This is a genomic window from Brucella sp. GW823-FHT04E01 (assembly GCF_058796175.1).
In genome coordinates, this window is record NZ_JBXAIK010000004.1 from 763,113 (window position 1) to 789,178 (window position 26,066).

The window sequence follows — 26,066 nt, forward strand, 5'->3', positions numbered from 1 at the left end:
TTCGATCTGATTGGATCAGATCGGCGCTCTGATCATTTGTTTCTACGTGCATCTTTTCCGATCGAAGCAGGATCAGAAATCAGTCCAGTGGACTGATTTCCCTGCGTAGGCGTTTCACACTTTTCGGGATGCGCTTTAATCAACTTGAACAGGCTTGATACCGCGGCGGCGCTTTCGCGCCGCCTCTATTTCCTCACTCAGATGCCTGATCGTCTCGCGGTCGATGATGCGGATATTGCGCGCCAGAAGATTGGCGAGTTCTGTTGCCTGCGGCGACAGGCCCGACGTATCGATCACCACGCGCGGATGCGACACGGCGGCGAGGTTCTGCAACTCTTCCGCTTCGTCCCAGATGATATTGAAATAGGTGATGATGCGCTGAAGCAGGTCCCAGGTCGGCTGGCCGCGCCGGCCATGTTCCAGCGCTGACAGATAGGCCGGTGAAACGCGAAGCGCTGCCGCCATATCCTTCTGCGTTACGCCGCGTTCTTCCCGCAACTCGCGCAAGCGTATTCCAAATGGCGTCATCGCGGTCTGCTCCCCCCGGGCAATACGGTTTGCTGTGCCATGGTTTGCGTCTGGCGGCGAAGCCTTACATAGAGGGCGCCATGCCCGCCATGATGACGCGCCGCATCCTCATAGGCACTCACCAGAAGCCGGAACAGCGGTGTGGAAAACCAGTGCGGCACCGCCTGTCGCAAAATCCCTTCGCTGCCGAATGAACGGCCTTTGCCGGTAATAACCATGACGTGACGCAGGCCACGTGCATGTGCGCTGACCAGAAATCCGTAGAGCAGGCCGTGCGCCTCTCCCTGCGTGAGACCGTGCAGATCGATGCGGGCTTCAATATCGACACGACCTTTGGCGATCTTTCGATGCGTCGGCTTGTCGAGTGATTGAATCTGCATTTCGCTGAGCGCCGACAAACCCTTCTTCGGTTTGCTCGCTTCCACTGCAGGCTGAACCTTCGCCTTGGCAGGGCGTTTTTCTTCTTCCGCCATCAGGGATTTGAAGTCGGGAAGTTCGTCCTCACTCGCCTTTGGCTTTATCAGCGGCTTTGCGGTTTTCGCGACCGTCTCCCACAGGATGCGGTCTTCGGGCCGCAGATAATCCTTTTCCGGCTTGTCGGTGTTACGCGCCATCCCGTTCAAGCCTCCAGAAGCCTGCGCGGCACCAGCGCATAAAAGTCAGCATCGTCCTTTACACCACCGGCGATCTCGCCTGCCGTGTCGCCAGAGCCCGCGAACAGATCGCCGCGGGCAGGGCCGACAATGGCCGTTCCCGTATCCTGCGCGATCATCAGGCGTGCAAAGGGTTCGCCGTCAAAGACCGTGACATTGGGAGCACTGGCGTAGATCGGCGTCCCGAATGTGTGGAGCAATTTGTCGACAGCAAGCGAACGCCCGGCGGTCAGCGGAACTTTTGCAGCCGCAATAGGTCCGGCATCCGGGTCGTCCACAGAAGCTTCCCGGAAGAAAATGTAGGACCGGTTCTGCCAGATGAGATCGTCGGCCTTATCCGGATGCTCGGCCAGCCAGCGTCGGATCGACTGCATGGAAATTTCTGAAGCCGGGATTTCGCCATTGGCAACCAGAATGCGGCCGATGCCTGTAAACGGATGGCCGGATTTGGCTGCATATGTAATGCGCAGCAACCCGCCATCGGGCAGTTTCAGGCGTGCTGCACCTTGCACATGCGCGAAAAAGGCATCGACCCGGTCGGCGACAAAAGCGATTTCCAACCCACGCCCGGAAAGACTTCCCTGCTCGATTGTCTGGCGGTCGTCATATTCGGCAAGGCCGTTTTCCGTCCGGCGCGCAAAGGCAAAGGACGGATCAAGTCCGATTGGACGGCTTTCATCTGTCACTTTCACGAGGTCATCGGGCTGGCGCAGGAAGGGCACCTTGAACCGGGTGTCGGCCTCAAGGGAGGCTTCGATCTCCGGTTCATAGAAAGCGGTCACAAAGCCTTTGCTCTGATCGGGAACGATCCGGCAGGGGATAAAATTCTGTTCGAAGAAAGCGCGCGCTTCTTCCACACCCGGATTGTCGAGGCTGCGTGCAGCCGCAAAGATCGGCCCCAACGCTTCGAAACAGATGCCGAGACTGCCGCTTTTGTAAGTCTGGTGGGCCGCATAGTCGGCAGAACGGCGAAACGCAGCGAATGCCGCGGACTGATCGTCCCGGTTCCAGCCCGGACAATCGGAAAAAGCCACCGGGCGCAAAATCCTCGCCAAGTCGTTCATCGCCGCATCCGTCTAACTATGCACAAACAAAAAGGCCGCTGATTTTTTGAAACGCGCATCTTTTCCGATCGAAGCAGGATCAGAAATCAGTCCAGTGGACTGATTTCCCTGCGTAGGCGTTTCACACTTTTCGGGATGCGCTATCGCGGCCGGATTCACATGTTTTCTCTTAATCTTCCGCTTCAGTCGCGACAAGCTTCCAATTTGGATCACGCGATCGTGTGTCGCGGGCAAAGGTCCAGAGATCCTTGATCTCGAGCACGTTTTCCGGATCACCGTCGATCAGCTTGCCGTCCTTGTCAAAGGTGGATGAAATCATCTGGCTGACGATATTGACCGTTACGTGCGCTTCCGACCCCTTCATTTCAGCACCGGCGATTTCCGCCTTGTCGATCCCGACAAAGGACGAACGCACGCTTTCGCCACGGGTTTCGCGGTCGTCGATAGCTGAAACAAAGCCCTCGAAGACATCCTTGGAAAGCAGATTTTTCAGAACCTTGCGATCGCCATCGGCAAAGGACATCACAATCATTTCATAGGCGATCTTTACGCCTTCCACGAAACCGGCCGGATCGAACGAAGGATCGGCAGCGTAAATCGCGCGCATGCCGTCATTGACCGGCGTGCCGACCGGAGCGGCCTTGTCGATGGCGGTGAAATCTTTTTCGCCCGGACGACGTGGCAGAGAGACGACATTATCCGTCTCACCGCTTGCCGGTGCAGCATCGGCACTGCGGGCTGATGTGTAAGGATCGAAGGGCGGTTTTTCACTTCCGGTACGACGGCCAAGAACATTCCTCAGCTGGAGAAAGATGATCACCGCTGCGATGAAGAAGAATATCGTGCCAAAATCAAAAAATTCCATGCCGCCTGCCGCTGATTGAAGGATCAGGCATTTCGCCTTTCCTTATCCCTAGTTTGTATCTCATACATATAGATCGGCTTACGTCATCATTCAAATCCCGATCATGCATACCTATTTGATATTGCATGACAGACAGTTTCAATTTCGTTCCGAACCTGAAAAAGTTACAATTCAGGTTAAATTGAAACGCTGAAACCAAACAACAAAGGTCGTAACTTACGTGTCCTCCTCTCTCGCCCCTCTCGTCATGCTGGCGATGCCTTTCATCGAAATTGCCGGTTTCGTCATTATCGGCAGCAAGATCGGCGTTTTCGCGACTTTGGGCCTCGTTATTCTGAGCGCAATGCTGGGTTTCTTTCTGCTGCGCGTACAGGGCATCGGGCTTTTGCAGCGTATCCGTACCGAAACGGCTGCCGGACGCGTGCCGGATCGCGAAATGGTGCATGGCGCCATGCTGGTTCTGGCAGCAATCCTGCTGATCGTGCCCGGTTTTGTCAGCAGCACCATCGGCATTCTGCTGTTCATTCCGTTCATCCGTGATTTCATGTGGGAAAAATTCATGCGCGGCCGCATGGTCGTTGCGACATCCGCGCGCTATTCAGACGGCTACGGGCAACAGCGTCCCGGTTCAAATCCACGTCAGGACCATGTCATCGATCTCGATCCAGAGGATTATACCACCAGGCCGAATGAAAACTCGCCGTGGAAAGACGACCGTAAAGATCAATGAATACGCAAATACTAACCTAAAAAGCCTTTCTTGCCTCATGCCCGCGCACATGCTAGCCAAACATTCCGACCTTTCGGGGCAGTCTGCGTAGACTGCGCTGGAAGCGCAAAAGTTTTAATCACCGATAGAAGGCATACCGATAATGAGCGATAAGGCCGCGGGCGAAGTAAAGAACGGCAATGGCGCGACGGCCGAGCCGTCCCTCAACATTCTGGCGCAGTATGTGAAGGACCTGTCCTTCGAAAGCCCGGGCGCGCCGCTGTCGCTGCGTCCGCGCGAGAAGGCACCGTCCATCAACATCAACGTGAACGTAAACGCCAATCCGCTTTCCGAAACGGATTTCGACGTTGTGCTGACGCTGGAAGCCAAGGCTGTTGACGGCAAGGACGTCCTTTTCAACACCGAGCTCGTCTATGGCGGCGTGTTCCGCATTCAGGGCATCCCGCAGGAGCACATGCTTCCGCTTCTGTTCATCGAATGCCCGCGTCTTCTGTTCCCGTTCGCTCGCCAGATCATTGCCGACGCAACGCGCAACGGTGGCTACCCGCCGCTGATGATCGACCCGATCGATTTCGCGCAGATGTTCCAGCAGCGGATGGCCGAAGAACAGGCCAAGTCCGCTGTAAAGAGCTGATCATTTCAGACGATAGCGCGGTTCCAGTTAAAGCAGAGCCGTGGAATCGCTCTATCTCTTTGTTTGTACGCATTATCCGACGCAAAACCGCTTCGCACTTTTGCTGGAAATGCTCTAACTGCAAAAAAGCCCGGTTTCGACCGGGCTTTTTTCATATCCGCTTCTGAGACTTACTCAGTACTTTTTCCAGATGGCTTTTTCGCCCAGCTTGTCCACAAGTGCGGCGTGAGCAGCGCGCTCCGCATCGGAAATGCGTGGAGCAAGCGGCCTCGGGCGCGCGGCAAGAACGATGGCAGCGCCGCTCTCTCCGGCATTGTTGCCGCTGACAGCACCGCCCATGCTGAGCCCAAGCGCTGTCTGCTTGCCGCCGATCAGTTCTATATAGACTTCGGCCAAAATCTCGGAATCGAGCAATGCCCCGTGCAGGGTACGGTGTCCATTCTCGATGCCGTAGCGCTTGCACAAGGCGTCGAGTGAATTCGGACCCATCGGATGCTTGCGGCGGGCAAGCGCCAATGTATCGATGATGCGCTCCGACTGGATTTCAGCCTGTCCGAGCCTTGCCAGTTCAGCATTGATGAAGCCAAGGTCGAACATGGCATTGTGTGCCACCAGCTTGGCCCCGTCGAAAAATTCGAGAAACTCGTCCAGAACTTCCGCGAATGTCGGCTTGTCCAGCAATTGTTCATTGCTGATGCCGTGGACCGCGAGCGCTTCGGGATGAACCTGACGCCCCTGCGGGTTGATGTATTTATGGAAAGTGCGGCCTGTGGGAAACTTGTTGATCAGTTCCACGCCGCCGATTTCGATCACACGGTCCTCGAGCCTTTCCAGACCGGTGGTTTCCGTATCGAAAACGATTTCACGCATTGAAGAACCTCTCGGAAAATATCTCGAACAGCTGTAACACAGCGCCCGCGATTATTCTGTCGCGACCGCCGGCTTTCCACTCAATTCCGCAACAATTTCGGTAATCTGACGGCGCAGATTGTCGAAACTACCGCTCGTATCGATAATGAAATCGGCTCTCGCACGCTTTTCCGCATCCGGCGTCTGACGGGCGAGAATGGCATCGAGTTTTTCTTCCGTCATGCCCGGTCGCGCAAGCACGCGAATGTGCTGTATCTCGGCAGGGGCTGAGACAACCACTATCTTGTCCACACGCTTGTCGCCGCCGGTTTCAAAAAGCAGCGGAATATCGATCAGTGCTAGAGCGGCGCCAGCTTGCTCCGCATTGCGGCGAAAGGCTTCTTCTTCCTCACGCACAAGCGGATGAACGATGGCTTCCAGTTTCTTCAGGGCTTCGGGCTTTCCGATGACGGCAGCGGAAAGTTTTTCCCGATTGACCGCACCGTTTTCCACAGTGCCCGGAAACGCAGCCTCGATCAGCGGGGCCGCGCGACCGGAATAGAGCTGGTGCACGGTGTCGTCGGCGCTATAGATCGGCACACCGGCTTCGGCGAACATGTTCGCCGCCGTTGTTTTCCCCATTCCGATGGAGCCGGTTAATCCGAGCACGATCATAGAGCGCCAGCCTTTGCCATATCCGCCAGAATATGCTCACGCAGCGCTTTCGTCACTAGCGGCCTTTTGCCGAACCAGCGCTCGAAACCTGGAACGGCCTGATGCAGCAACATGCCAAGACCATCCACTGTCACCAGACCTGCTTCTTCGGCCTTTTTCAGAAATGGCGTCTTGAGCGGTACATAAACAATATCGGTGGCGACTGCCTTTCGCGACGCCTTGCCAAGATCGAGCGGAAATACTTCCTGCTCGTCATGGCCGCTCATGCCAAGCGATGTCGTGTTGACGATCAATCCGGCGTCGGAGACCAGTTTTTGCGCCGCATCCCAGCCATACGCCGAGACACGTGGTCCGAAATGGGTTGCGAGATCTTGCGCCCGACTCACCGTGCGATTGACGATGGCGACTTTCTTAAAGCCGCGCGACAACAGCGCGTGGGCGATTGCCCGGCTTGCGCCACCAGCGCCCAGAACGAGGGCACTGTCGGCATTATCCCAGCCGGAAGCCGATGCATCGAGATTGGCGGCAAAACCATAGGCATCGGTATTGCCGCCATTGAGCCTGCCATTTTCAAGCCAAAGCGTGTTGACCGCGCCGATGGCCTTCGCGGCCTCATCCAGACTTTCCACCGCAGCATAGGCTGCTTCCTTGTGGGGAATGGTGACATTGCCACCGGCAAAACCGTTTTCGGCAAGCGACGAAGCAAAGAAGCCGAAATCCTCCGGCTTCACTTCTATCGCCTCATAAGAACCGTCGATCCCAAGTTCATCAAGCCAGAAACCATGGATCAGCGGCGACCGCGAATGTTTTATCGGAAAGCCGGTGACAAACGCCTTCTTAGCCATCGATCAGTTTTTCCTTCCGCAGTTCAGCCAGCAGCGGCAGCAGCGGCAGACCGATAATCGTGAAATAATCGCCTTCGATCTTGTCGAAAAGCTGGATGCCCGGTCCTTCGACCTGATAGGCGCCGACGCTCGAAAGCGCGACGTCCCCCACACGACCGAGATAACGCCCGACAAAACCGGGATCCAGATCGCGCATGGTCATGCGGGCAATCGAAACGTGGCGCCACAGGGTTTTGCCGTCCTTCACAAGCACAACCGCACTGTTGAGCTGATGGGTCTTTCCGGAAAATTTCAGAAGCTGGCGGCGCGCCGCTTCCATATCGGCGGGCTTGTGGAAAATCTCGTCACCGAGTGACAGAGTCTGATCGCAGCCGATCACCACCGCGCCGGGGTTCTTCTCGCTTACGTCGAGCGCCTTCGCCTCGGCCAGAACCTGTGCGACTTCTTCCGGCGTAGCGCCCGTTTCATAAAGCGGGGCTTCGACCGCGCGCTCGTCGATATCCGCGCTTGCTGTTGAAAACTCTATGCCGGCATTCTTCAGCAACGCCGAACGGAAGGGGCTTTTAGAGGCAAGAACGAGTTTGTCCGTCATGACAGGAATCCTTGTTTATCCCTTTTCGCTATGCGCACGGAGCAGCGCCAGAATGGCAGCTGCGGTTTCCTCGATCGACCGGCGCGATACATCAATGATTGGCCAGCCGTTTCGGTTGCATATATTACGCGCATAGGCCAGCTCTTCCGAGATCGATACGCGATCCGTATAAAGACCCGTATCCAGCGACGGCACATTGCCGAGCGGCCGGTTCTGGCGGATTTGCGAAATCCGTTCAGCCGTCGCGACCAGTCCCACGATCAATGGACGCTTCGCCGTGAAAAGGACTTCGGGCAAGGGAATCCCCAGCACAATCGGAACATTGGTGGCCTTGATGCCACGATTGGCGAGATAGATGCTTGTCGGTGTCTTGGATGTGCGTGAAATGCCAACAAGAATGACGTCGGCTTCCTCAATGTCATAAGGCAATTGCCCGTCATCATGTTCCATTGTGAAATTGAGCGCGTCGATGCGCCGGAAATAATCGGCATTGAGAACATGCTGTGCGCTGGCGCGGCGATGCGCGGGCGCACCGAGATAGGATTGAAACGTGTTCAGCACCGGCTCCAGCACGGAAACGCTCGGCACGCCCATTTCCGCGCAGGATTCATCAATGATCGCCGCCAGCTTCTGGTCGACAATCGTATAGAGAACGATGCCGGGTTCCGCATCGATGCCCTCAAGAACCTTGCGCAACTGCTTTTCGGTACGGATCAGCGGATAGATGTGCTCGATGGCACGCGCATTGGCATATTGCGCCGCTGCCGCACGACCCGCCGCGAGGAGAGTCTCTCCCGTCGCATCAGAAATAAGATGAAGATGAAAGTAGGAAAGCGGTCTGGTCACAGTTTTGTTGCCCTCCTGTTGACGGCTGTGCGTAAAGGCCGAACGTCTTCCACAAGCCATGGCAGGCCGTGGGAAACTTGGCAAGTCATCCACAGCGGGCGAACATGTGGCGAGTGGTCATCAACATGTGTGGACAAGACTCATGAAAACGCGAAATCCCATCGTAATTCCCAGCTTTTCCACAAATCCTCATGAACTGCGTCAATTGGTAACCCTTTATATTAAAAGAGGGAATTGAGTTTTCATTGTATTTGGTCAGACTATCGGTGAATGATTGCACAGGATGACATGGCAAATTCGGAACTGTGGGGAAAACAGGGACAGACCTTAATCCCCGATTCCAACAGACTCTAAGAATCAAAAGATTCCTGAATCATCCTTTCTTTATGAGAGCCGGACTGGATAACTTCAGACCAAACCGGATCAGGTAACCAACAGGGCGGATAAAAATCAGATGAAGCGCAAAGTCTTGAGAGTGATTGACGGTGAAACGGTCTTTCCACCTCCCATCTGGATGATGCGCCAGGCCGGACGCTATCTTCCCGAATATCGCGAGACGCGGAAAAAGGCGGGGAGCTTTCTCGATCTCTGCTATTCGCCCGATCTTGCTGTCGAAGTGACCCTTCAGCCGATCCGCCGGTTTGGCTTTGATGCAGCCATTCTCTTTTCAGATATTCTTGTCATTCCCCACGCCCTTGGACGTGACCTTCGCTTTGAAGAAGGCAAGGGACCTTTGATGACACCGATTGATGCGGACGAGATTTTCTGGCTTGAGACGGAAGGTGTCGCCAAAAGGCTGGAGCCGGTCTACGAGACGGTTCGGCTGCTGCGCGAGCAGTTGCCCGACGAAACCACGCTGCTGGGCTTCTGTGGCGCTCCCTGGACCGTTGCGACCTATATGATTGCCGGTCACGGCACGCCGGATCAGGCGCCCGCCCGTCTTTTCGCCTATCGCTTCCCCGAAGCTTTTGAAAAGCTCCTGAACGATCTTGCCGATGTTTCTGCCGAATATCTTATCGAGCAGCTGGATGCCGGTGCTGATGCGGTTCAGATTTTCGATTCATGGTCGGGCGTTTTGGATGAGGACTGCTTTGAGCGTTTCTGCATCCGGCCCGTTGCCCGGATCGTCCAGAAGGTGAGGGCGGTTTATCCAGAGGCGCGCATCATCGGCTTCCCGAAAGGGGCAGGAATGCTTTATGCAGGCTATCGTGAAAAGACCGGTGTGGATGCGCTCGGTCTCGACTGGTCTGTTCCCTTTTCCTTTGCTGCCGCCCTTCAGGAAGAAGGCGCGATACAGGGCAATCTCGATCCGCTGCGCGTTGTAGCAGGCGGCAATGCGCTGGATGAAGGCGTGGACACCATTCTCGAACGCCTCGGTCAGGGTCCGCTGATCTTCAATCTCGGTCACGGAATCACACCGCAGGCGCCGATTGAAAATGTTCAGCGCATGATCGACCGTATTCGCGGAGGAAAATCATGAGCCAGACAGCTCCGGAAAATCGCGGCTCGGCAGTCGCCATTCGCACTGTTGTTTCGCTGGTTGTGGTCGCGCTTGGCGTTTGGGCATTGTTTCACGTGAATCCAGCCGACGCCTATCTCTGGATCAAGTCGCTGCATGTGATTGCCGTCATCGCATGGATGGCCGGGATGCTCTATCTGCCGCGCCTCTTCGTCTATCACTGCGCTGCAAAGCCTGGTTCCGAAACATCGGAGACCTTCAAGGTGATGGAGAAACGGTTGCTGCGCTTCATCATCAATCCGGCCATGATCGTGACCTGGATTGCCGGTCTCTGGATGGCTTGGGAAATCTTCGGTTTCCAGGGTGGCTGGCTGCATGCAAAACTGCTGCTGGTCGTGCTGATGTCCGGCCTGCACGGCTATCTCGCCAAGTCGACCCGACTTTTTGCTGAAGACCGCAATATGCGCTCGGCCAAACACTGGCGAATCATCAATGAAGTGCCGACGATTCTGATGATTCTGATCGTCATACTGGTGATCGTTAAGCCGTTTTAATCGGAATACAGTGTCGAGAAAGAAACCCGCTCGCCGGGTTTCTGCCATTTTTCTGTTGCAGAAATTTCGCGCTATCCCTACATGAGGCTTGCTCTGCATGCTGCAAGTCAGTATGTAGGAAGCCTCTTCCCTTCAAGACAGCAGGCCTTCGATGCCGGTCACGACATTCAGGTGGCCACCTTTCCGAACAACTGCATTTTCTCCTTACATTTTAAAAAGAGTTCCTCATCCATGCAGGAAATGAAACTACAAGAACTAAAGAACAAGACACCGGTGGAGCTGCTGGCTTTTGCCGAAACACTTGAGGTCGAAAACGCGAGCGCCATGCGCAAGCAGGAACTGATGTTCGCGATCCTCAAGAAGCTGGCGGCCCAGGACGTCGAAATTATCGGCGAGGGCGTCGTTGAGGTGCTGCAGGATGGATTTGGCTTCCTGCGCTCTGCTGATGCCAACTACCTGCCGGGCCCAGACGATATTTATATTTCACCCTCGCAGCTGCGTCGTTTTTCTCTCAAGACCGGTGATACGGTCGAAGGTCCGATCCGCGGTCCCAAGGAAGGCGAACGTTATTTCGCGCTGCTCAAGGTTAATTCGATCAATTTCGAAGATCCGGAAAAGATCCGGCACAAGGTTCACTTCGACAATCTGACGCCGCTCTACCCGAATGAGCGCTTCAAGATGGAACTGGAAGTTCCAACTTCCAAGGATCTTTCGCCGCGTGTCATCGATCTGGTGGCACCGCTCGGCAAGGGCCAGCGCGGCCTGATCGTCGCTCCGCCACGTACCGGTAAGACTGTTCTTCTCCAGAACATCGCCCATTCGATCACCGCAAATCATCCAGAATGCTATCTGATCGTTCTTCTGATCGACGAACGTCCGGAAGAAGTGACCGACATGCAGCGCTCGGTGAAGGGCGAAGTGATTTCCTCGACCTTCGATGAACCGGCAGCGCGTCACGTTCAGGTGGCTGAAATGGTCATCGAAAAGGCCAAGCGCCTTGTCGAACATGGTCGCGATGTTGTGATTCTGCTCGACTCGATCACCCGTCTGGGCCGCGCTTACAACACGGTTGTGCCGTCTTCCGGCAAGGTTCTGACCGGTGGTGTGGATGCCAATGCATTGCAGCGCCCGAAGCGTTTCTTCGGCGCTGCGCGCAATATCGAAGAAGGCGGTTCGCTGACCATCATCGCAACCGCGCTGATCGATACGGGCAGCCGTATGGACGAAGTGATCTTTGAAGAATTCAAGGGCACCGGTAACTCGGAAATCGTGCTTGACCGTAAGGTTGCCGACAAGCGCATCTTCCCGGCCATGGACATTCTCAAGTCCGGCACCCGCAAGGAAGACCTGCTCGTACCGCGCGCCGATCTGCAGAAGATTTTTGTTCTGCGCCGTATCCTCGCGCCGATGGGCACGACCGATGCGATCGAATTCCTTATCGACAAGCTCAAGCAGACCAAGAGCAATTCCGAATTCTTCGATTCGATGAATACGTAAAAATTACTCGGTTCAAACCGTTTGAGAAGCGCCGCACGGGAAACCGTTGCGGCGCTTCTTATTTCAGGATGCCTTGCCGAGGAGCAGTCGCAAAGCATCAGCGTTCTGGACAGGCGGCAGACAGACATGTCCCTTGCAGAACCAGGCTGATGGATGCTCAGGCTCTGCAGTTCCCCCGGTCGGTAGCTCTACTGTCTTGCCAATCTCGAACCGCACGAACTTGTCGACGCGTCTTGGGTCTGGATTTCGATTCGCTGTCGAAACAAGTTCTTCGGCGTTATCGTCTGAGGCCACGACAAGAGAAAGTGGTTCAGCTGCAAAACGGGCCGCATTCAATATTCCAATTTGCCCATATTGCTGTGCGAAGGCTCGGCCAAGCGCCTGTTCGATCAGCTTCTCATTGCTTTGATAGAGATCGATATTGCCCGTCACCAGAAACAGTCTTGTCAGTGCTTCGATGATCTGGCTGGTCGCGCTCGGTATCGCTTCATCATAATTGCCATAAGCGTGCAGGATGACGTCATCAGCGTCCAGCGCCGACAGGCGATAATTACCGGCACCATCGCGATGGCTGTCATCGAGCGCCTTTTTGAGTTTCAATGCGTCATCGATATAAGCCCATTCGCTCGTTGCCTCATAAAGGGCTATAGCTGCGTTGATCATCGATGCATAATCGGTCGAAAGGGCAGGGTAGAGAAGAGAGTTTTCCATGCGGCAATGTGCGATGCGTCCATCACGAAAACTGCTCGCTATGGAGCGATAGGCATCAACCGCGAGGTCGATCCAGTTCTGTCTTCCAAAACTCCGACCTGCTTCGGCCAATGCCCGGATAGCAAGTCCGTTCCAGTCGGTCAGTGCTTTTTCATCGCGTCCGGGCCGTACCCGCAATTCACGACGTGCCAGCAGTTTTTGCCGCGATGTTTCGATCAATGGCGGCAGGATCGCATCACCATCGACGGCATCAAGGCGATTCAGAATGTTCTGGCCTTCCCAGTTTCCACCCGCTGTGACGCCGTAATAGTCCTTGAAGGTTTTGCTATCGTTGCCAAGCGCCTGATCGATTTCCTGCTCGCTCCAGACGTAAAACCGTCCTTCTTCGCCTTCGCTGTCGGCATCGAGGCTGGATGCAAAACTTCCGTCGGGCAAACGCATTTCACGGATCAACCAATCGATAGTTTCTTCGATTCGTAAACGAAACAAATCATTTCCGGTTTCGGCGAAAGCGTAATTCGCATGTCGAATGAATTGAGCATTGTCGTAGAGCATTTTTTCAAAATGCGGGACCAGCCAATTGGCATCGGTGGAATAGCGGCAAAGCCCACCACCCAGATGGTCGTAAATCCCGCCCTGCAGCATCACCTTGAGAGACAGGAGGAAATTGTCCCGATGCGTCTCATTACGCCCGTAGAGCCAAGAGAGCCACAGATTGTCCATGAAAGGCGCGTTGGGGAATTTCGGTGCTCCTTCTATTCCGCCCCGGACCGGATCAATCAGGCTGTTGATGCGTGTCGCAATCTCGTCAAATCGTTCGACTTCGTTCACCACCGGCGCGATCTGCGCTGCCAGCCTGCCTTCGAGATGATCGAACACAGCCTGCGCATTATGGTTAATTTTTTCTTTATCCTTATTCCAAAGGTTATTAACCGCATGCAGCACATCGACAAAGCCGGGCATGTTGTGGCGCTTGTGCGGGGGAAAGTAGGTTCCTCCCCAGAAGGGCTTGCCATCTGGCCTCAAAAACATGGTGAGCGGCCAGCCGCCCTGTTGTCCCATCGCTCCAAGCGCTGCCATATATATCTGGTCTAGGTCGGGCCGTTCCTCGCGGTCCACTTTCACATTGACAAACAAGGCATTCATTACTTCCGCCACTTCGGGATTTTCAAAGGACTCATGCGCCATGACGTGACACCAGTGGCAGGCCGCATAGCCAACCGAAAGCAGAATGGGCCGGTCGAGCTCCTTCGCAGCATCCAACGCCTCTTTACCCCACGGCTGCCAGTGAACAGGATTATTGGCGTGCTGGCGCAGATAGGCACTCGGTTCTTCAGCAAGGCGATTGCGGTCTAACTCTGTCATAAGGCTTTTCTTTCACTGCACGAATGAATATGCCATTCCATCAGCATCCGTTTGGTTGCTTTCGTCCTTATTGATTATAGGTCAGGAAATGAAATGAGCGAGATCGCTTCCCTTCAAGATACGATTTTTGCTTTATCGAGCGGGCGTCTGCCATCCGGCGTTGCTGTGGTACGCATTTCCGGCCCCAAAGTTCGATTCGTACTCGAAACGATAGTCGACTCCATACCGACACCACGATATGCAGCCTACAAGCTATTCCGTAGCCGAAATGGTGACCCAATCGACCGAGGACTTGTACTCTTTTTCCCTGGACCGAACAGTTTTACCGGCGAAGATTGCGCCGAATTTCATTTGCATGGCGGCAAAGCAGTCGTTGAGAAGCTCTTGTCGGAAATGGGAGAGCTGCATGGTTGCCGTATAGCGGAAGCTGGAGAGTTTACGCGACGTGCTTTTTCCAATGGCAAGATGGACTTGACGATCGCCGAAGGCTTTGCGGATCTGATCGCCGCAGAAACCGAGGGACAGAGGCGGCTTGCTTTGCAGGTCGCTTCTGGTACGCAGCGCGAGCTTTATACGGAATGGCGTCAGCGTCTGTTGCGCGCACGCGCCTTTATCGAAGCGGAACTCGACTTTGCCGATGAAAGCGATGTTCCTGGTTCCGTATCGGAGCAGGTCTGGCAGTCACTGGAACTGTTAAAGAGCGAGATCGAGAACCATATAGCGAGCGGCAAGCGCGCTTCGATGTTGCGCGACGGACTGCATGTCGTGATTGTTGGTGCACCGAATGCCGGTAAATCCAGCCTGCTAAACTTTCTTGCTGGTCGCGAAGTAGCGATCATCTCGGAAGAGGCGGGAACGACCCGCGATCTTCTGGAGGTCAAACTCGATCTGGGCGGTATCCCGGTATACGTGACAGACACGGCAGGTTTGCGGGAGACCGATAGTTCCGTCGAGAAGATCGGGATTGAACGCGCCCGCGCGCGTATGGTTGATGCCGATCTGATTCTGCTGCTTGAAGATATGAACGATCCTATAGCCGTCGCTTCCGACGAAATACCGGAAGCTTTATGGAAAATCGGTACAAAAGCTGATCTGAATGCTGAATCTGCCGATCGCTGGACCTACCGCATTTCAACAAAAACTGGCGAAGGACTGGACCAATTACTCACGAATCTGCAGAATTTCGCGGAAGAACAGATAGGCCAGATTGAGGATGCCGTGCCCACGCGGCAAAGACATATCAACCTTCTGCGATCTACTGTCACCGAGATCGATAGAGCAATGAACGGTACAAACCTTCCGCTTGAACTCCGCGCAGAGAACATGCGCCTTGCATCCCAATATCTCGGACGTATTACTGGTGATGTCGATGTGGAAGAAATTTTGGACGTTATTTTCTCTCAGTTCTGCATCGGAAAATGATTCACGTGAAACACGGGCCGATTGATCCTGAAAATTGTTTCACGTGAAACATCTGTGGAATCTCGCGAAGGTGATTGACTCACTCCTCCATCCGTGAGTCGGCTCGTCGCCGAGATTTGATCAAGTCGACGACCAATTTGATCTTCCGTTTCAAGCCTATTCGTGTCAAAGAGACATCTTTCAGAAACGGATTCGAGTTGCGTCAGGATGAACCAAATGAGTTCGACCGAAGCCACAGTCTTTGATGTCATTGTGATCGGCGGCGGCCACGCGGGATGCGAGGCCGCTTCAGCGGCTGCGCGCGCCGGCGCCAGAACTGCGCTTGTAACACATCGCTTTGATACTATTGGCGTTATGTCCTGCAACCCTGCCATTGGTGGGCTGGGAAAAGGGCATCTTGTACGTGAGATCGATGCACTCGATGGCTTGATGGGGCGTGTCGCCGATGAAGCCGGTATCCAGTTTCGTCTACTGAACCGCCGAAAAGGGCCTGCTGTTCGCGGACCTCGAACTCAGGCTGACCGCAAGCTTTATCGGCTTGCAATGCAGAAGATGATCGCGGCTCAGGACAATCTATTTGTTGTCGAAGGCGGCGCGCGCGACCTTCGGGAAGAACACGGACGCATCACTGGGGTTGTTTTGTCCGATGGGCGGACCCTGTCATGTAGCGCTGTGGTGCTGACCACCGGCACTTTCCTGAATGGGTTGATCCATATTGGGGAAAAGAAGATTCCAGCCGGCCGCATGGGCGAAAAGCCAGCGCTTGGTCTTTCCGAACGCCTGACCTCGTTCGGCTTTGCGCTTGGGCGTCTCAAAACAGGCACGCCGCCACGACTGGATGGGCGTACTATTGATTGGCAAAGCCTTGACATGCAGTCCGCCGATGAGGAGCCTGTGCCGTTCTCTCTCATGACGGATCGGATCACCACACCGCAGATTGATTGTGGCATTACCCGCACAACGCAGGAAACCCACGCTGTCATTCGGGCCAATCTGCATCGTTCGGCTATGTATTCTGGTTCGATCGAGGGCATTGGTCCCCGTTACTGCCCCTCGGTGGAAGATAAGATTGTCAAGTTCGGCGACCGTGACGGCCACCAGATATTCCTCGAGCCGGAAGGGCTGGACGACGATACCGTTTATCCAAACGGCATTTCGACATCGCTTCCGGAAGATGTGCAGCTCGACATATTGAAGACCATACCGGGGCTTGAAAAAGCCGCTATGCTGCAGCCCGGATATGCGATTGAATATGATTTCATCGATCCGCGTGAGTTGAAGCGCAGCCTTGAAACCCGGAAAGTTACCGGTCTGTTTCTGGCGGGGCAGATCAACGGCACGACTGGCTATGAAGAAGCGGGCGCACAAGGCTTGCTCGCGGGCATCAATGCCGCGCGTCGAGCTTCTGGTGGCGATCCTGTCATTATCCAGCGCACGGAAGCCTATATCGGCGTCATGGTTGATGATCTGACGTCACGCGGTGTCAGCGAACCTTATCGCATGTTTACATCGCGTGCAGAATTCCGTCTGTCGCTTCGCGCGGATAATGCCGATCAACGCCTGACGCCCTTGGCGGACAAGCTTGGTATATTGGGGAACGCACGCAAGGAACGATTTGAAGCGCGGGAAACAGCGTTGGATGAGGCGCGGTCACTGACACAGTCACTGACCATTACGCCCAATCTGGCCAGCCGTTACGATCTGCGTCTCAATCAGGATGGCGTGCGCCGTTCGGCCTATGATCTTCTGTCCTACCCGGAGATTGATCTGGATCGGTTGAAGTCGATCTGGCCTGAACTCGGAGCTGTCGATCCGGCAACGCGGGAAGCGCTGGAGATCGAGGCTCAGTATGCCGTCTATATGGATCGGCAGAAGAGCGACATTGCAGTGATGGAGCGCGAGGAGCAACTGCTCATTCCAGCAGGGTTGGACATTGATGGAATATCCGGTCTTTCCAATGAGTTGAAGCACAAGCTCAAGCAGCGTAAGCCGGAAACAATTGCCGAGGCGCAGCGCGTTGACGGGATGACACCGGCAGCACTGGCGCTCCTTATCGCACAGATCAAGAAATTCGGATATCGCCAGCGGGCTGCATCGGAATTGTCTGAAGGACAGGGCGCTGCATGAGCGCCGATACTCGCTTTGAAAGTCTGAAAGCAATCGTTCCCGCTGTTTCACGTGAAACAGCGAACCGCCTGATCGCCTTTGAAGACTTGTTCCGCAAATGGTCGAAGGCGATCAATCTTGCCTCCCCCTCTACTCTGAACGAGTTGTGGACCCGTCATATTCTGGATAGTGCACAGCTATTTCCCTTGGCGAGTGACGCCAAACACTGGCTGGATATTGGTTCTGGCGGCGGATTTCCGGGCATTGTGACGGCCTGTTTCCTCGCCGAGCAACCAGGCGGCGTTATCGATCTTATTGAGAGCGCAGGGAAAAAGGCGGCGTTCCTGCGCACTGCAGCGGGACATTTGCACGTACCGGCGCGGGTCCATTCCGCCCGTATTGAAGCGATGTGGGAGAAAATTGAAACACCACAAGTGGTTACGGCACGCGCGTTGGCGTCGCTGAACGATCTTTTTGGTCTGACGGAGCCGTGGCTGACCAATGGCGCCAAAGCTCTCTTCCAAAAAGGTCGGGATTATCAGCGTGAGATAGACGAAAGCCGTGTCGGTTGGAGTTTCGATCTGGTACAACATCAAAGTGCTATCGATCAGGCTTCGGTCATACTCGAAATTACCAATCTTCGGCGCAAAATCGCTTGATGGCTGGAAATTTCGAAGGGGCGGGCAGCAGCAAGGCGACGGTGATGAACAAAATGTCCAGAATCATAACCATTGCAAACCAGAAAGGCGGCGTGGGTAAAACTACCACCGCCATCAATCTGGCTACGGCATTGGCGGCTATCGGCGAGACGGTACTGATTGTCGATCTCGATCCGCAGGGCAATGCCAGCACCGGTTTGGGTATTGATCGCCGCAACCGGCCTTTGTCTTCCTATGACGTGCTGACGCAGGAATCGTCGGTTCCTGATGCTGCAATGCCAACCGATGTTCCCAATCTGCATATCGTACCATCGACGCTGGATCTTCTTGGCATTGAAATGGAAATTGCGCAGTCGGCCGATCGTACACGGCGCTTGCGTGATGCTTTGCGGTTCGATTCCTCCGTGTCGGAGCGATTCTCCTATGTGCTTGTCGATTGCCCACCGTCGCTCAATCTTCTGACGTTGAACGCCATGGCTGCAGCCGATTCCGTTCTGGTGCCGCTGCAATGCGAGTTCTTTGCCCTGGAAGGCTTGAGCCAGCTTTTGCAGACGGTCGATCAGGTGCGGTCGTCGATCAATGCCGAGCTTTCGATCCAGGGTATTGTGCTGACCATGTTCGACAGCCGCAACAATCTCGCTGCGCAAGTGGTGGATGATGTTCGCGCTTTCATGGGTGAGAAGGTCTATCGTACTGTCATTCCGCGTAATGTGCGCGTCTCGGAAGCACCATCACACGGTAAACCGGCAATTCTCTACGATTTGAAATGCGCCGGCAGTCAGGCCTATTTGCAACTCGCATCGGAAGTTATCCAGCGCGAGCGACAATTGCAGGCCGCTTAAACCAATCGATTCGACGACGAAACAATTCAGGAATAAGCCGAACGATGAATGATGATCCTTCAAAAAAGCGCCTTGGCCGCGGATTAGCGGCGCTGATCGGTGAAATCGACCGCCCTGCCGAAGAGCGTAAGGCACCTGTTCCCATCGAACGGAATGTTCCGATTGAATTCGTTACGCGCAATCCGCGTAATCCGCGTCGCATGTTCTCAGAAGGTGACTTGGAGGATCTGGCGCAGTCGATCAAGGAACATGGCGTCGTACAGCCGATCGTCGTGCGACCGGCACCAGGGCAGCCGGACCGGTTCGAATTGATTGCTGGTGAGCGTCGCTGGCGCGCTTCGCAGCGGGCCGGTGTCGATACGATCCCGGTTATTGTTCGTGACGTCGACGATCGTGTCGCACTTGAGATCGCGATCATCGAAAACGTGCAGCGCGCCGACCTGAATGCGGTCGAAGAAGCGTTGGGATATCAACAGCTTATCGATAATCACGACTATACGCAGAATGATCTGGCACAGGTGATCGGCAAGAGCCGCAGCCATGTCGCCAATACGTTGCGCCTGCTTAAATTGCCGCAACCCGTGCAGGATTTCATTGTCGATGGTGCGCTTTCGGCAGGTCATGCTCGAAGTCTCATCACGATGGAAAACCCGACCGCACTGGCTGAGCGGATTGTCAAAGATGGTCTGTCGGTACGCCAGGTGGAAGCGCTTGCGCAGGCGGAAGCACGCGGTGGTGCGGAAGCCAAGCCCGGTAAAGCAGGACCTGTTGAGAAAGATGCCGACACCAAAGCACTCGAAAAGCTGCTTTCTGATGTTACTGGCATGAAGGTTGAGATCAATCATCGTGATCGCGGCGGTGAGGTCAAGATTCGATATAGTTCTCTTGAGCAACTCGACGAGATTTGCCGCCGGCTTCAGAGCTGATCTATTATACGAATATTTGAACATAAAGGCTCGTTGCATTTCATTGCGGCGAGCTTTTTCATTTACAGCAGCCAAACCAACACAACACCTATATTGTAACGCGATGCGGAGAACTGGCTTAGTCAGGCTGCAAAGCCCACCGCTATTCGTTCCAACAAGTACATGGATAGATAGGATCACCGCCGCGTCAAAAGGCAATTATGATCCGTCATCGCTTCAAGTTAGAGGCCGCAGTCAAACAGCGCTCCCACAGCATAACTCGTAACTTTATGAACCATTTTGTTTCGCAGCCGCTCGTCAGTTCGACCGGTGGCTGTTTCGTTTGGAAGCGAATTGCGCTAGTGAGTGGCAATGGCGCAGAAGAAAGCAGACGAAGTCGATAGTTTTCTGGCAAGGCCGACGAGTTCGTTTCCGGTCGTGCTGCTTTACGGCCCCGACAAGGGGCTGGTGAGCGAGCGTGCGCGCCGTTTTGCCGAAGCAAGCAAACTGCCGCTGGACGACCCGTTCGCCGTCATTCGCATGGAAGCGGATGAGATCGAAGCCGACCCGGCGAAACTCGCCGATGAAGCTCGCACCATCTCTATGTTCGGTGGCCAGCGCCTGATCTGGATCAAGAATGCCGCAGGCCAGAAGAAGTTGGCGGAAGCGATCAAGCTGCTTGCGACCGAACCGCCACTTGAGACATTCGTTCTGGTCGAAGCCGGAGATCTCAAGAAAGGCGCGGGTCTGCGCAGCGCTGTCGAAAATGCTTCCGCAGGTATGGCCTTGCCCTGCTATGCCGACGACAGCCGGGGTATTGATGGTGTCATTGATGACGTTCTGGCGGAATGGAAGATGCAGATCACACTCGACGGGCGGCAGCTGCTGCGGGCAAGTCTGGGCGGTGATCGTCTCGCCACGCGGGGTGAACTCGAAAAGCTCTGCCTCTATGCGCGCGGCAAGGAGCGGATCGATATAGACGATGTGCGTGAAGCGGTGGGCGATGTTGCCGGTCTTTCCACCGACGAGGTGATCGATGCGGTTTTGGCTGGCGATCTTCCGCGTTTCGAAGTCTCCTTCGACCGTGTCGTGAAATCCGGCACCGCGCCGTTTCTGCTGCTCAACACGGCGATGCGCCAGTTTCAGCAGGTACAGACCTTGCGCCACATTGCCGATACCGAGCGTAAAAGCGCGTCCGTCGTTGTGGCTGCGGCTCGTCCGCCAATCTTCTTCAACCGTAAGAAACTGGTCGAGAATTCAGTAAGCCGCTGGACTAGCGAAAGCCTTGCGCGCGTTATGGAGCGCCTGCAGCGCGCCGTTCTCGAAAGCCGCCAAAATGCGGCGCTCGCTATCCCCATCATCCGCCAATGTCTGCTGGCAATCAGCGTCGAGTCACTTCGAAACGCTCGGCGTTAAAGTCTGTTCGAAGTTCTGTTGCGATTAATGTAGGCCGAGATCGGCCTCGATTGCGGGTTTGCCACATCCCAATTTCGAGCTGCTACGCTTAGCAGCTCGAAACCATGATCAAATTGAGCAATAGTTTTCATCCGCCTCATAAGCCGGATGACTTGGTGCTGCATGGTTATCGAAGCCTAGGACAGATTAAGAACAATATCATATTCCGGTCGGGTGACCTATTCCATACCGAATATTTTTATCTGATGGCTAATGTAAAACAGCAAGAATTATGAAATTTCCTTCAAAGAAAGAGAAATAATGAAAATATATACCAAGTGGAGCCCATTTGAAACCCAAGTTTATGACCAATCGTGTGGAGATGATCAAGAAATAGATACTGATTTCAGTAAAAATGTCGGCGCTGGATTTATCATGGATGCTGAAGGAAAATCATTAACTCTGAGTACCAATTCTGACGTTTACTGGCCTGACTCCGAAAGCGATCCTGATACTTTCATCGACACAGTCACAGAGTTTGGCATTTTGTCTGGCCACTTTGCGTTAACCCAGCGCACGGGTGGCGCATTATGCCTGGGAAGTGAGCGTTCTTTCAGCTTAACTCTACAGCGTGAAGGTTCGATGGTTTTAGAACACCCTCATGTTCAAATGGAGACGAGATCGCGCGGTGATTATGGTAGTGTACGGGTTGAAATGTATGATGCTTCACAGCTGACTTTCTCAGGGCGCAATATTTTCTGGGGGGGAGAGTTTTCTGTCTATGACAATGCCAGACTAAATTTCTTCGAAGAACACGTAATACCTTACACTGGCCTAACGGAACTGTATGACACATCGGAATTCAATCTCTCTACGAATAGGATTTATGCAAGCAACTCACCCGAGAGTGAATGGCGGATTTCTCTTGCCGATGGTTCGCCGCAGTTAAATATTCTGGCTCAGACAAGTGGAGGAGATCCTCTTCAGACCCAGAATGAAGCGGCGCCGTATCCAGAAGCAATTCTGGATTTTGGTGCAAGCTCCAGAGGGACTATTGCTATTGATATGCCTGACGCTAACGCATTCATGTTAACTCTCTTGGATAGCAGAAAGACGTTTTCCGTTAACGGAAAACCCGTTTACGTCGGCAATAGCAGTCAATTTAATCACAGTTTTCAAAATGGTGTACAGAGAAACGGTTTTACGACCGGCGTCATGACTATCACCAAGGTGAGATAGACAATAAGCTCTGTCGTATCAAATAGCCCATCTGCTCCATGTCCGGCTTCAAGTCCGAAGCCGCCGCCAGCCTTATGCTTTCCGGCGTCGAGTCCATTCATATAATGGCTGGCAGCAAGGCATCTTTGTACCAGATGCCTATGTAGAAATGAAAAGTCGGCGACGCACAGCGGAACAACGGTTGCAATACTGCGCTGCGCGCCGTCAACACGAGGTTCCTATTCGATCAGCAGCGCATCGTCATCGAGCGTCTGGCCGCGCACCTTGCGGAACATTTCGATGAGGTCTTCCACACCCAGCGTCTTGCGCTTGTCGCCGGTCACGTCGAGCAGGATCTTGCCGCCATGCAGCATGATCGTGCGGTCGCCATAATCGAGCGCCTGCCGCATGGAATGGGTGACCATCAGCGCGGTCAGCTTATTCTCGGCAATCAGCGTCCGGGTCAGTTCCATCACGAACTCGGCCATGCCGGGATCAAGCGCTGCTGTATGCTCATCGAGCAGCAGTACTTCCGAACTGGAAAGCGTCGCCATGATCAGTGACAGGGCCTGACGCTGGCCGCCGGAGAGAAGTTCCATGCGGTCCTGCATACGGTTTTCCAGCCCCAGATTGAGGCTCGCCACACGCTCGCGAAACCATGCGCGACGCTTGGAATTGAGCGCGTGGGTGAGGCCGCGCGTCTTGCCGCGCGAAGCAGCCAGCGCGAGGTTTTCCTCGATTGACAGCGTACCGCAGCTGCCTGCCAGCGGGTCCTGGAACACGCGGGCGACAAGACCGGCCCGCTCGGCAGTGGGCTTGCGGGTCACATCCTTGCCACTGATGACCACTTTGCCAGCGGTGGGGATCATATCGCCTGCAAGAACACCCAGCATCGTGGATTTGCCTGCGCCGTTCGATCCGATGACCGTGACGAAGGAACCCTGATCCATGGTCAGGTTGATCTTGTTCAAGACCTGCTTTTCGAGCGGAGTGCCGCGACCGAACACGACATCGAGATTGGAAAGTTCGATCATGCCGATGCTCCTCCGCGACGCAGGCGCGGCAATATCAGGGCGAAGGTAACGAGAAGGGCGGTCGCAATGTTGAGATCGGATGCCTGCAGGCCAAGAACGTCACCATTCGAAAGCGCAAACTGGATGGCGATACGATAGATGATCGAGCCGAGTACACAACCAATCAGGATCACCAGAATGAAACGGCTGCGCAACAGCGTTTCACCGATGATGACCGCTGCAAGGCCGACCACGATGGTGCCGACGCCGGAGGTCACATCGGCAAAGCCGTTGGTCTGTGCGAAGAGCGAGCCACCGAGCGCCACCAGTGCGTTCGACAGCGCCATGCCGAGATAGATCTGCCTGTCGGTGCGAACGCCCTGTGCACGCGCCATTCTCGGATTGGCGCCGGTTGCGCGCATGGCAAGACCCATATCGCTTTCCAGAAAGCGCCAGACGACAAATACCGCAATGGCGACCAGCACGAAAAGGAACAGCGGACGTACATAATATTCGGGAATGCCGTGTCCGAAGAACGGCGTCAGCATGGTGTCCTGATTGATGAGCGCGATGTTCGGACGCCCCATGACGCGCAGATTGACGGAGAACAGCGCGATCATGGTCAGAATGGAGGCGAGAAGATTGAGAATCTTGAAACGCACGTTCAGCGTCGCGGTCACAAGCCCGGCAGCAGCACCCGCAACCATGGCGATGGCTGCCGCCAGCCAGGCATTCATTCCCGCCAGAATCAGTACACCGGTTACGGCAGCGCCCAGCGGAAACGAACCGTCAACCGTCAGATCGGGGAAATCGAGGACGCGGAACGCCAGATAGACGCCGATGGCTACAAATGCGAAGACGAGGCCCAATTCGACCGCACCCCAGAAGGCGATCTGACTCACAATGTCATTCCTTGTTTCTCGCCGTGACCAAAACGAAAGATCGCCGCTTCAGCGCGGCCAGCTTCAGTCACGACCGGTTTTGTTCTGAGTTCGCTTCCGGTGAAACTGTCACCTGAAACATTTCCCCGGTTTATGCCCACAGAGTGAACTTGCTCCTGCCGACCGCAAATGCACCCTCAATTTCATTTGCCGCAATGACTACGGTTGTTCTTGTCATATCGTTTTCGGGATACAACGCAAAAAACCGCAGTGCGCAAGCATTATCACTGCAAATGCACCCAAAAATACCATTCCGGGGGAGCACCGTTGCAAGAATTCACTCTGCACTGGGTGAGCCTTAAGGCTCACCCAGGCTATGTTGCAAGGGCGATTTGTCTGCTTTCCGGTGCTCGCGCACCTTTAAGTACACTCCGCTCCAGTACCCGAATATCTCCATTTTCACACATGTCGTTTTTGATTCAGGCTCCTAGTACATCGATAGACAAAGGCCCGTGTTTAGGTCCTTCTGTTTATGCCAGCTGTCCGATCAAATATGTGTGTGGCTTATCCAATTTATTGGAGTTTGAGAAATACCTTTTGGTATATATAATGAATTTTAGTAATGTAGTTTTATCGAATAAATACCGTATTCATATAATAACATATAGTATTTCTATTTTTTTATAATTAGAGAGCATAACAAAAATTGTGAAACGGTTTTCTGGAAAGATGTGCGTTAAAAAATAGCTAGAGTGTCGATCTGATTCGATCAGATCGAAAATTTCTCTATTATAATTTACTATTACTGAGGAATAAATGGTCTTTAAAGATATTTTAATTTTGAATTTTATATTATTTTTTACGAAAGAATTAAAACAAAACATATTTTTATATAATAAAAATTATATTTTTCGGAAAATAATACATTCAGTTTTTGGTATTTCATTAACTTTCATGGCATTGCTATTTCCAACTGGAAATTCTTTTGCTCAAAATGAGCACTATGATTACAAGTTCCAGGTTGGGAAACCAGTTAATACTAAAGTAATACTTCCCGGCGAGCATGGAAGTGCTACTTGGTATCCTTGTAATTATAAAAATGATTGCGATGAAATTCCGGGTTTGAAATACCGCACAGATAATTCCAAATTAGGTTATATTGAAGGAACTCCAACAAAAGCTGGAGATTACCTTTTTTCCTTCTTCCAAAATAAAGTATTTGGTAATGAATATGCATATGTTGGCGTTCATGTTGACCCAGCCGATGTGGTCATCACGACAGCGAGCCTTTCGCCGGGCCGGATCGGTGTCACCTATCCTGCAACCACGCTTGCAGCCACAGGTGGCAGCGGAGCTTACACGTGGTCTGCGAACAAGCTGCCGGCCGATCTGACGCTTGACGCAACGAGCGGTATCATCACAGGCACGCCCACCGAGGCGGGCAGTTTTGACGTGAAGGTCACCGCGACCGACAAGGAAGGCCACGAGGGCCATATGACCTATACGCTGGTCATTGCTGCCGCGCCCACGATTGAAATTACACCGAAAGCGCTGCCGGCTGGCAAGATCAATCAGGTCTATGCCGAGACCACCTTGTCCGTCAGCGGCGGCACGGCACCTTACACCTACAAGGTTGAAGGTCTGCCGGAAGGCTTGAGCCTCACCGGAAACAAGATCGCAGGCACGCCCACCGAGGCGCGCAGTTTTGACGTGAAGGTCACCGCGACCGACAAGGAAGGCTACGAGGGCCATATGACC

Annotated in this window: 25 protein-coding genes; 13 read left to right on the plus strand and 12 right to left on the minus strand. The window is 54.1% G+C overall.

Going from position 1 to position 26,066, the window contains the following annotated elements; all coding sequences use genetic code 11:
- Window positions 1–135 precede the first annotated feature (135 nt).
- The 4 genes from AC1RHM_RS18720 to AC1RHM_RS18735 form a co-directional block, all read right to left on the minus strand.
- Complete coding sequence (locus AC1RHM_RS18720; RefSeq protein ID WP_010657663.1) at window positions 136–528, minus strand: helix-turn-helix transcriptional regulator; 393 nt, start codon at window positions 526–528, stop codon at window positions 136–138.
- Window positions 525–1,142: a Smr/MutS family protein gene (locus AC1RHM_RS18725; protein WP_010657662.1), complete on the minus strand. Its 618-nt coding sequence runs from the start codon at window positions 1,140–1,142 to the stop codon at window positions 525–527. The genes AC1RHM_RS18720 and AC1RHM_RS18725 overlap by 4 nt, the downstream gene beginning before the upstream one ends.
- Before the next feature lie 5 nt (window positions 1,143–1,147).
- Window positions 1,148–2,245, minus strand: a complete 1,098-nt coding sequence (gene mltA, locus AC1RHM_RS18730; RefSeq protein WP_010657661.1) for a murein transglycosylase A — start codon at window positions 2,243–2,245, stop codon at window positions 1,148–1,150.
- A gap of 169 nt (window positions 2,246–2,414) precedes the next feature.
- Window positions 2,415–3,110: a Tim44/TimA family putative adaptor protein gene (locus tag AC1RHM_RS18735; RefSeq protein ID WP_010657660.1), complete on the minus strand. Its 696-nt coding sequence runs from the start codon at window positions 3,108–3,110 to the stop codon at window positions 2,415–2,417.
- Window positions 3,111–3,330: 220 nt separating this feature from the next.
- Here AC1RHM_RS18735 and AC1RHM_RS18740 point away from each other — a divergent pair, with 220 nt between their 5' ends.
- Both AC1RHM_RS18740 and secB read left to right on the plus strand, forming a co-directional pair.
- Window positions 3,331–3,840: an FxsA family protein gene (locus AC1RHM_RS18740; protein WP_010657659.1), complete on the plus strand. Its 510-nt coding sequence runs from the start codon at window positions 3,331–3,333 to the stop codon at window positions 3,838–3,840.
- A gap of 142 nt (window positions 3,841–3,982) precedes the next feature.
- On the plus strand, window positions 3,983–4,474 hold the full coding sequence (secB, locus tag AC1RHM_RS18745) for a protein-export chaperone SecB (protein ID WP_010657658.1): 492 nt from the start codon (window positions 3,983–3,985) through the stop codon (window positions 4,472–4,474).
- A 174-nt stretch (window positions 4,475–4,648) separates the two neighbouring features.
- Here the strand turns inward: secB and dnaQ are convergent, their stop codons facing one another.
- Genes dnaQ through AC1RHM_RS18770 form a run of 5 tightly spaced genes read right to left on the minus strand, consistent with a single transcriptional unit; the run spans window position 4,649 to window position 8,281 of the window.
- Window positions 4,649–5,344, minus strand: a complete 696-nt coding sequence (dnaQ, locus tag AC1RHM_RS18750) for a DNA polymerase III subunit epsilon (protein WP_010657657.1) — start codon at window positions 5,342–5,344, stop codon at window positions 4,649–4,651.
- A 51-nt stretch (window positions 5,345–5,395) separates the two neighbouring features.
- Entirely contained in the window at window positions 5,396–5,998 is a 603-nt protein-coding gene (gene coaE / locus AC1RHM_RS18755) for a dephospho-CoA kinase (protein WP_010657656.1), read from the minus strand.
- Entirely contained in the window at window positions 5,995–6,843 is an 849-nt protein-coding gene (locus tag AC1RHM_RS18760; RefSeq protein WP_010657655.1) for a shikimate dehydrogenase, read from the minus strand. The genes coaE and AC1RHM_RS18760 overlap by 4 nt, the downstream gene beginning before the upstream one ends.
- A complete protein-coding gene (locus AC1RHM_RS18765) occupies window positions 6,836–7,435 on the minus strand; it encodes a Maf-like protein (protein ID WP_010657654.1) in 600 nt (199 codons plus the stop codon). Before AC1RHM_RS18765 ends, AC1RHM_RS18760 begins: the two co-directional genes overlap by 8 nt.
- 15 nt (window positions 7,436–7,450) lie before the next feature.
- Window positions 7,451–8,281 carry a pyruvate, water dikinase regulatory protein gene (locus AC1RHM_RS18770; protein WP_010657653.1) on the minus strand — a complete coding sequence of 277 codons (831 nt, stop codon included), beginning with the start codon at window positions 8,279–8,281 and terminating at the stop codon, window positions 7,451–7,453.
- Window positions 8,282–8,735: 454 nt separating this feature from the next.
- Between AC1RHM_RS18770 and hemE the strand changes: the two genes are divergently transcribed.
- The 3 genes from hemE to rho all read left to right on the plus strand — a co-directional run bounded on the left by hemE (window position 8,736) and on the right by rho (window position 11,791).
- Window positions 8,736–9,761, plus strand: a complete 1,026-nt coding sequence (gene hemE / locus AC1RHM_RS18775) for a uroporphyrinogen decarboxylase (RefSeq protein WP_010657652.1) — start codon at window positions 8,736–8,738, stop codon at window positions 9,759–9,761.
- Window positions 9,758–10,294 carry a protoporphyrinogen oxidase HemJ gene (gene hemJ, locus AC1RHM_RS18780; protein WP_010657651.1) on the plus strand — a complete coding sequence of 179 codons (537 nt, stop codon included), beginning with the start codon at window positions 9,758–9,760 and terminating at the stop codon, window positions 10,292–10,294. The genes hemE and hemJ overlap by 4 nt, the downstream gene beginning before the upstream one ends.
- Before the next feature lie 231 nt (window positions 10,295–10,525).
- Window positions 10,526–11,791: a transcription termination factor Rho gene (gene rho / locus AC1RHM_RS18785; RefSeq protein ID WP_012091070.1), complete on the plus strand. Its 1,266-nt coding sequence runs from the start codon at window positions 10,526–10,528 to the stop codon at window positions 11,789–11,791.
- Window positions 11,792–11,854: 63 nt separating this feature from the next.
- Here the strand turns inward: rho and AC1RHM_RS18790 are convergent, their stop codons facing one another.
- Window positions 11,855–13,867, minus strand: coding sequence for a thioredoxin domain-containing protein (locus AC1RHM_RS18790; RefSeq protein WP_010657649.1), 2,013 nt, complete (start codon window positions 13,865–13,867; stop codon window positions 11,855–11,857).
- Window positions 13,868–13,960: 93 nt separating this feature from the next.
- Here AC1RHM_RS18790 and mnmE point away from each other — a divergent pair, with 93 nt between their 5' ends.
- The 7 genes from mnmE (at window position 13,961) to AC1RHM_RS18825 (ending at window position 22,435) form a co-directional block, all read left to right on the plus strand.
- On the plus strand, window positions 13,961–15,289 hold the full coding sequence (mnmE, locus tag AC1RHM_RS18795; RefSeq protein WP_010657648.1) for a tRNA uridine-5-carboxymethylaminomethyl(34) synthesis GTPase MnmE: 1,329 nt from the start codon (window positions 13,961–13,963) through the stop codon (window positions 15,287–15,289).
- 216 nt (window positions 15,290–15,505) lie between these two features.
- Entirely contained in the window at window positions 15,506–17,416 is a 1,911-nt protein-coding gene (gene mnmG / locus AC1RHM_RS18800) for a tRNA uridine-5-carboxymethylaminomethyl(34) synthesis enzyme MnmG (RefSeq protein ID WP_010657647.1), read from the plus strand.
- On the plus strand, window positions 17,413–18,054 hold the full coding sequence (gene rsmG / locus AC1RHM_RS18805; RefSeq protein ID WP_010657646.1) for a 16S rRNA (guanine(527)-N(7))-methyltransferase RsmG: 642 nt from the start codon (window positions 17,413–17,415) through the stop codon (window positions 18,052–18,054). Before mnmG ends, rsmG begins: the two co-directional genes overlap by 4 nt.
- A 44-nt stretch (window positions 18,055–18,098) precedes the next feature.
- A complete protein-coding gene (locus AC1RHM_RS18810) occupies window positions 18,099–18,896 on the plus strand; it encodes a ParA family protein (protein WP_010657645.1) in 798 nt (265 codons plus the stop codon).
- A 44-nt stretch (window positions 18,897–18,940) separates the two neighbouring features.
- The gene (locus AC1RHM_RS18815; RefSeq protein WP_010657644.1) at window positions 18,941–19,822 is read left to right on the plus strand and encodes a ParB/RepB/Spo0J family partition protein; all 882 of its coding nucleotides are present in this window, start codon (window positions 18,941–18,943) and stop codon (window positions 19,820–19,822) included.
- A 351-nt stretch (window positions 19,823–20,173) separates the two neighbouring features.
- Window positions 20,174–21,217, plus strand: coding sequence for a DNA polymerase III subunit delta (holA, locus tag AC1RHM_RS18820; protein ID WP_010657643.1), 1,044 nt, complete (start codon window positions 20,174–20,176; stop codon window positions 21,215–21,217).
- A 300-nt stretch (window positions 21,218–21,517) separates the two neighbouring features.
- Entirely contained in the window at window positions 21,518–22,435 is a 918-nt protein-coding gene (locus tag AC1RHM_RS18825) for a hypothetical protein (protein WP_010657642.1), read from the plus strand.
- Window positions 22,436–22,653: 218 nt separating this feature from the next.
- Here AC1RHM_RS18825 and AC1RHM_RS18830 read toward each other — a convergent pair whose 3' ends face one another.
- Both AC1RHM_RS18830 and AC1RHM_RS18835 read right to left on the minus strand, forming a co-directional pair.
- The gene (locus AC1RHM_RS18830; RefSeq protein WP_492332607.1) at window positions 22,654–23,448 is read right to left on the minus strand and encodes an ABC transporter ATP-binding protein; all 795 of its coding nucleotides are present in this window, start codon (window positions 23,446–23,448) and stop codon (window positions 22,654–22,656) included.
- Window positions 23,445–24,329: an ABC transporter permease gene (locus AC1RHM_RS18835; protein WP_010657640.1), complete on the minus strand. Its 885-nt coding sequence runs from the start codon at window positions 24,327–24,329 to the stop codon at window positions 23,445–23,447. The genes AC1RHM_RS18830 and AC1RHM_RS18835 overlap by 4 nt, the downstream gene beginning before the upstream one ends.
- A 795-nt stretch (window positions 24,330–25,124) precedes the next feature.
- Between AC1RHM_RS18835 and AC1RHM_RS18840 the strand changes: the two genes are divergently transcribed.
- Window positions 25,125–26,066, plus strand: a 942-nt coding sequence (locus tag AC1RHM_RS18840; RefSeq protein WP_492332608.1) for an Ig domain-containing protein, incomplete at its 3' end; no start/stop codon positions are given.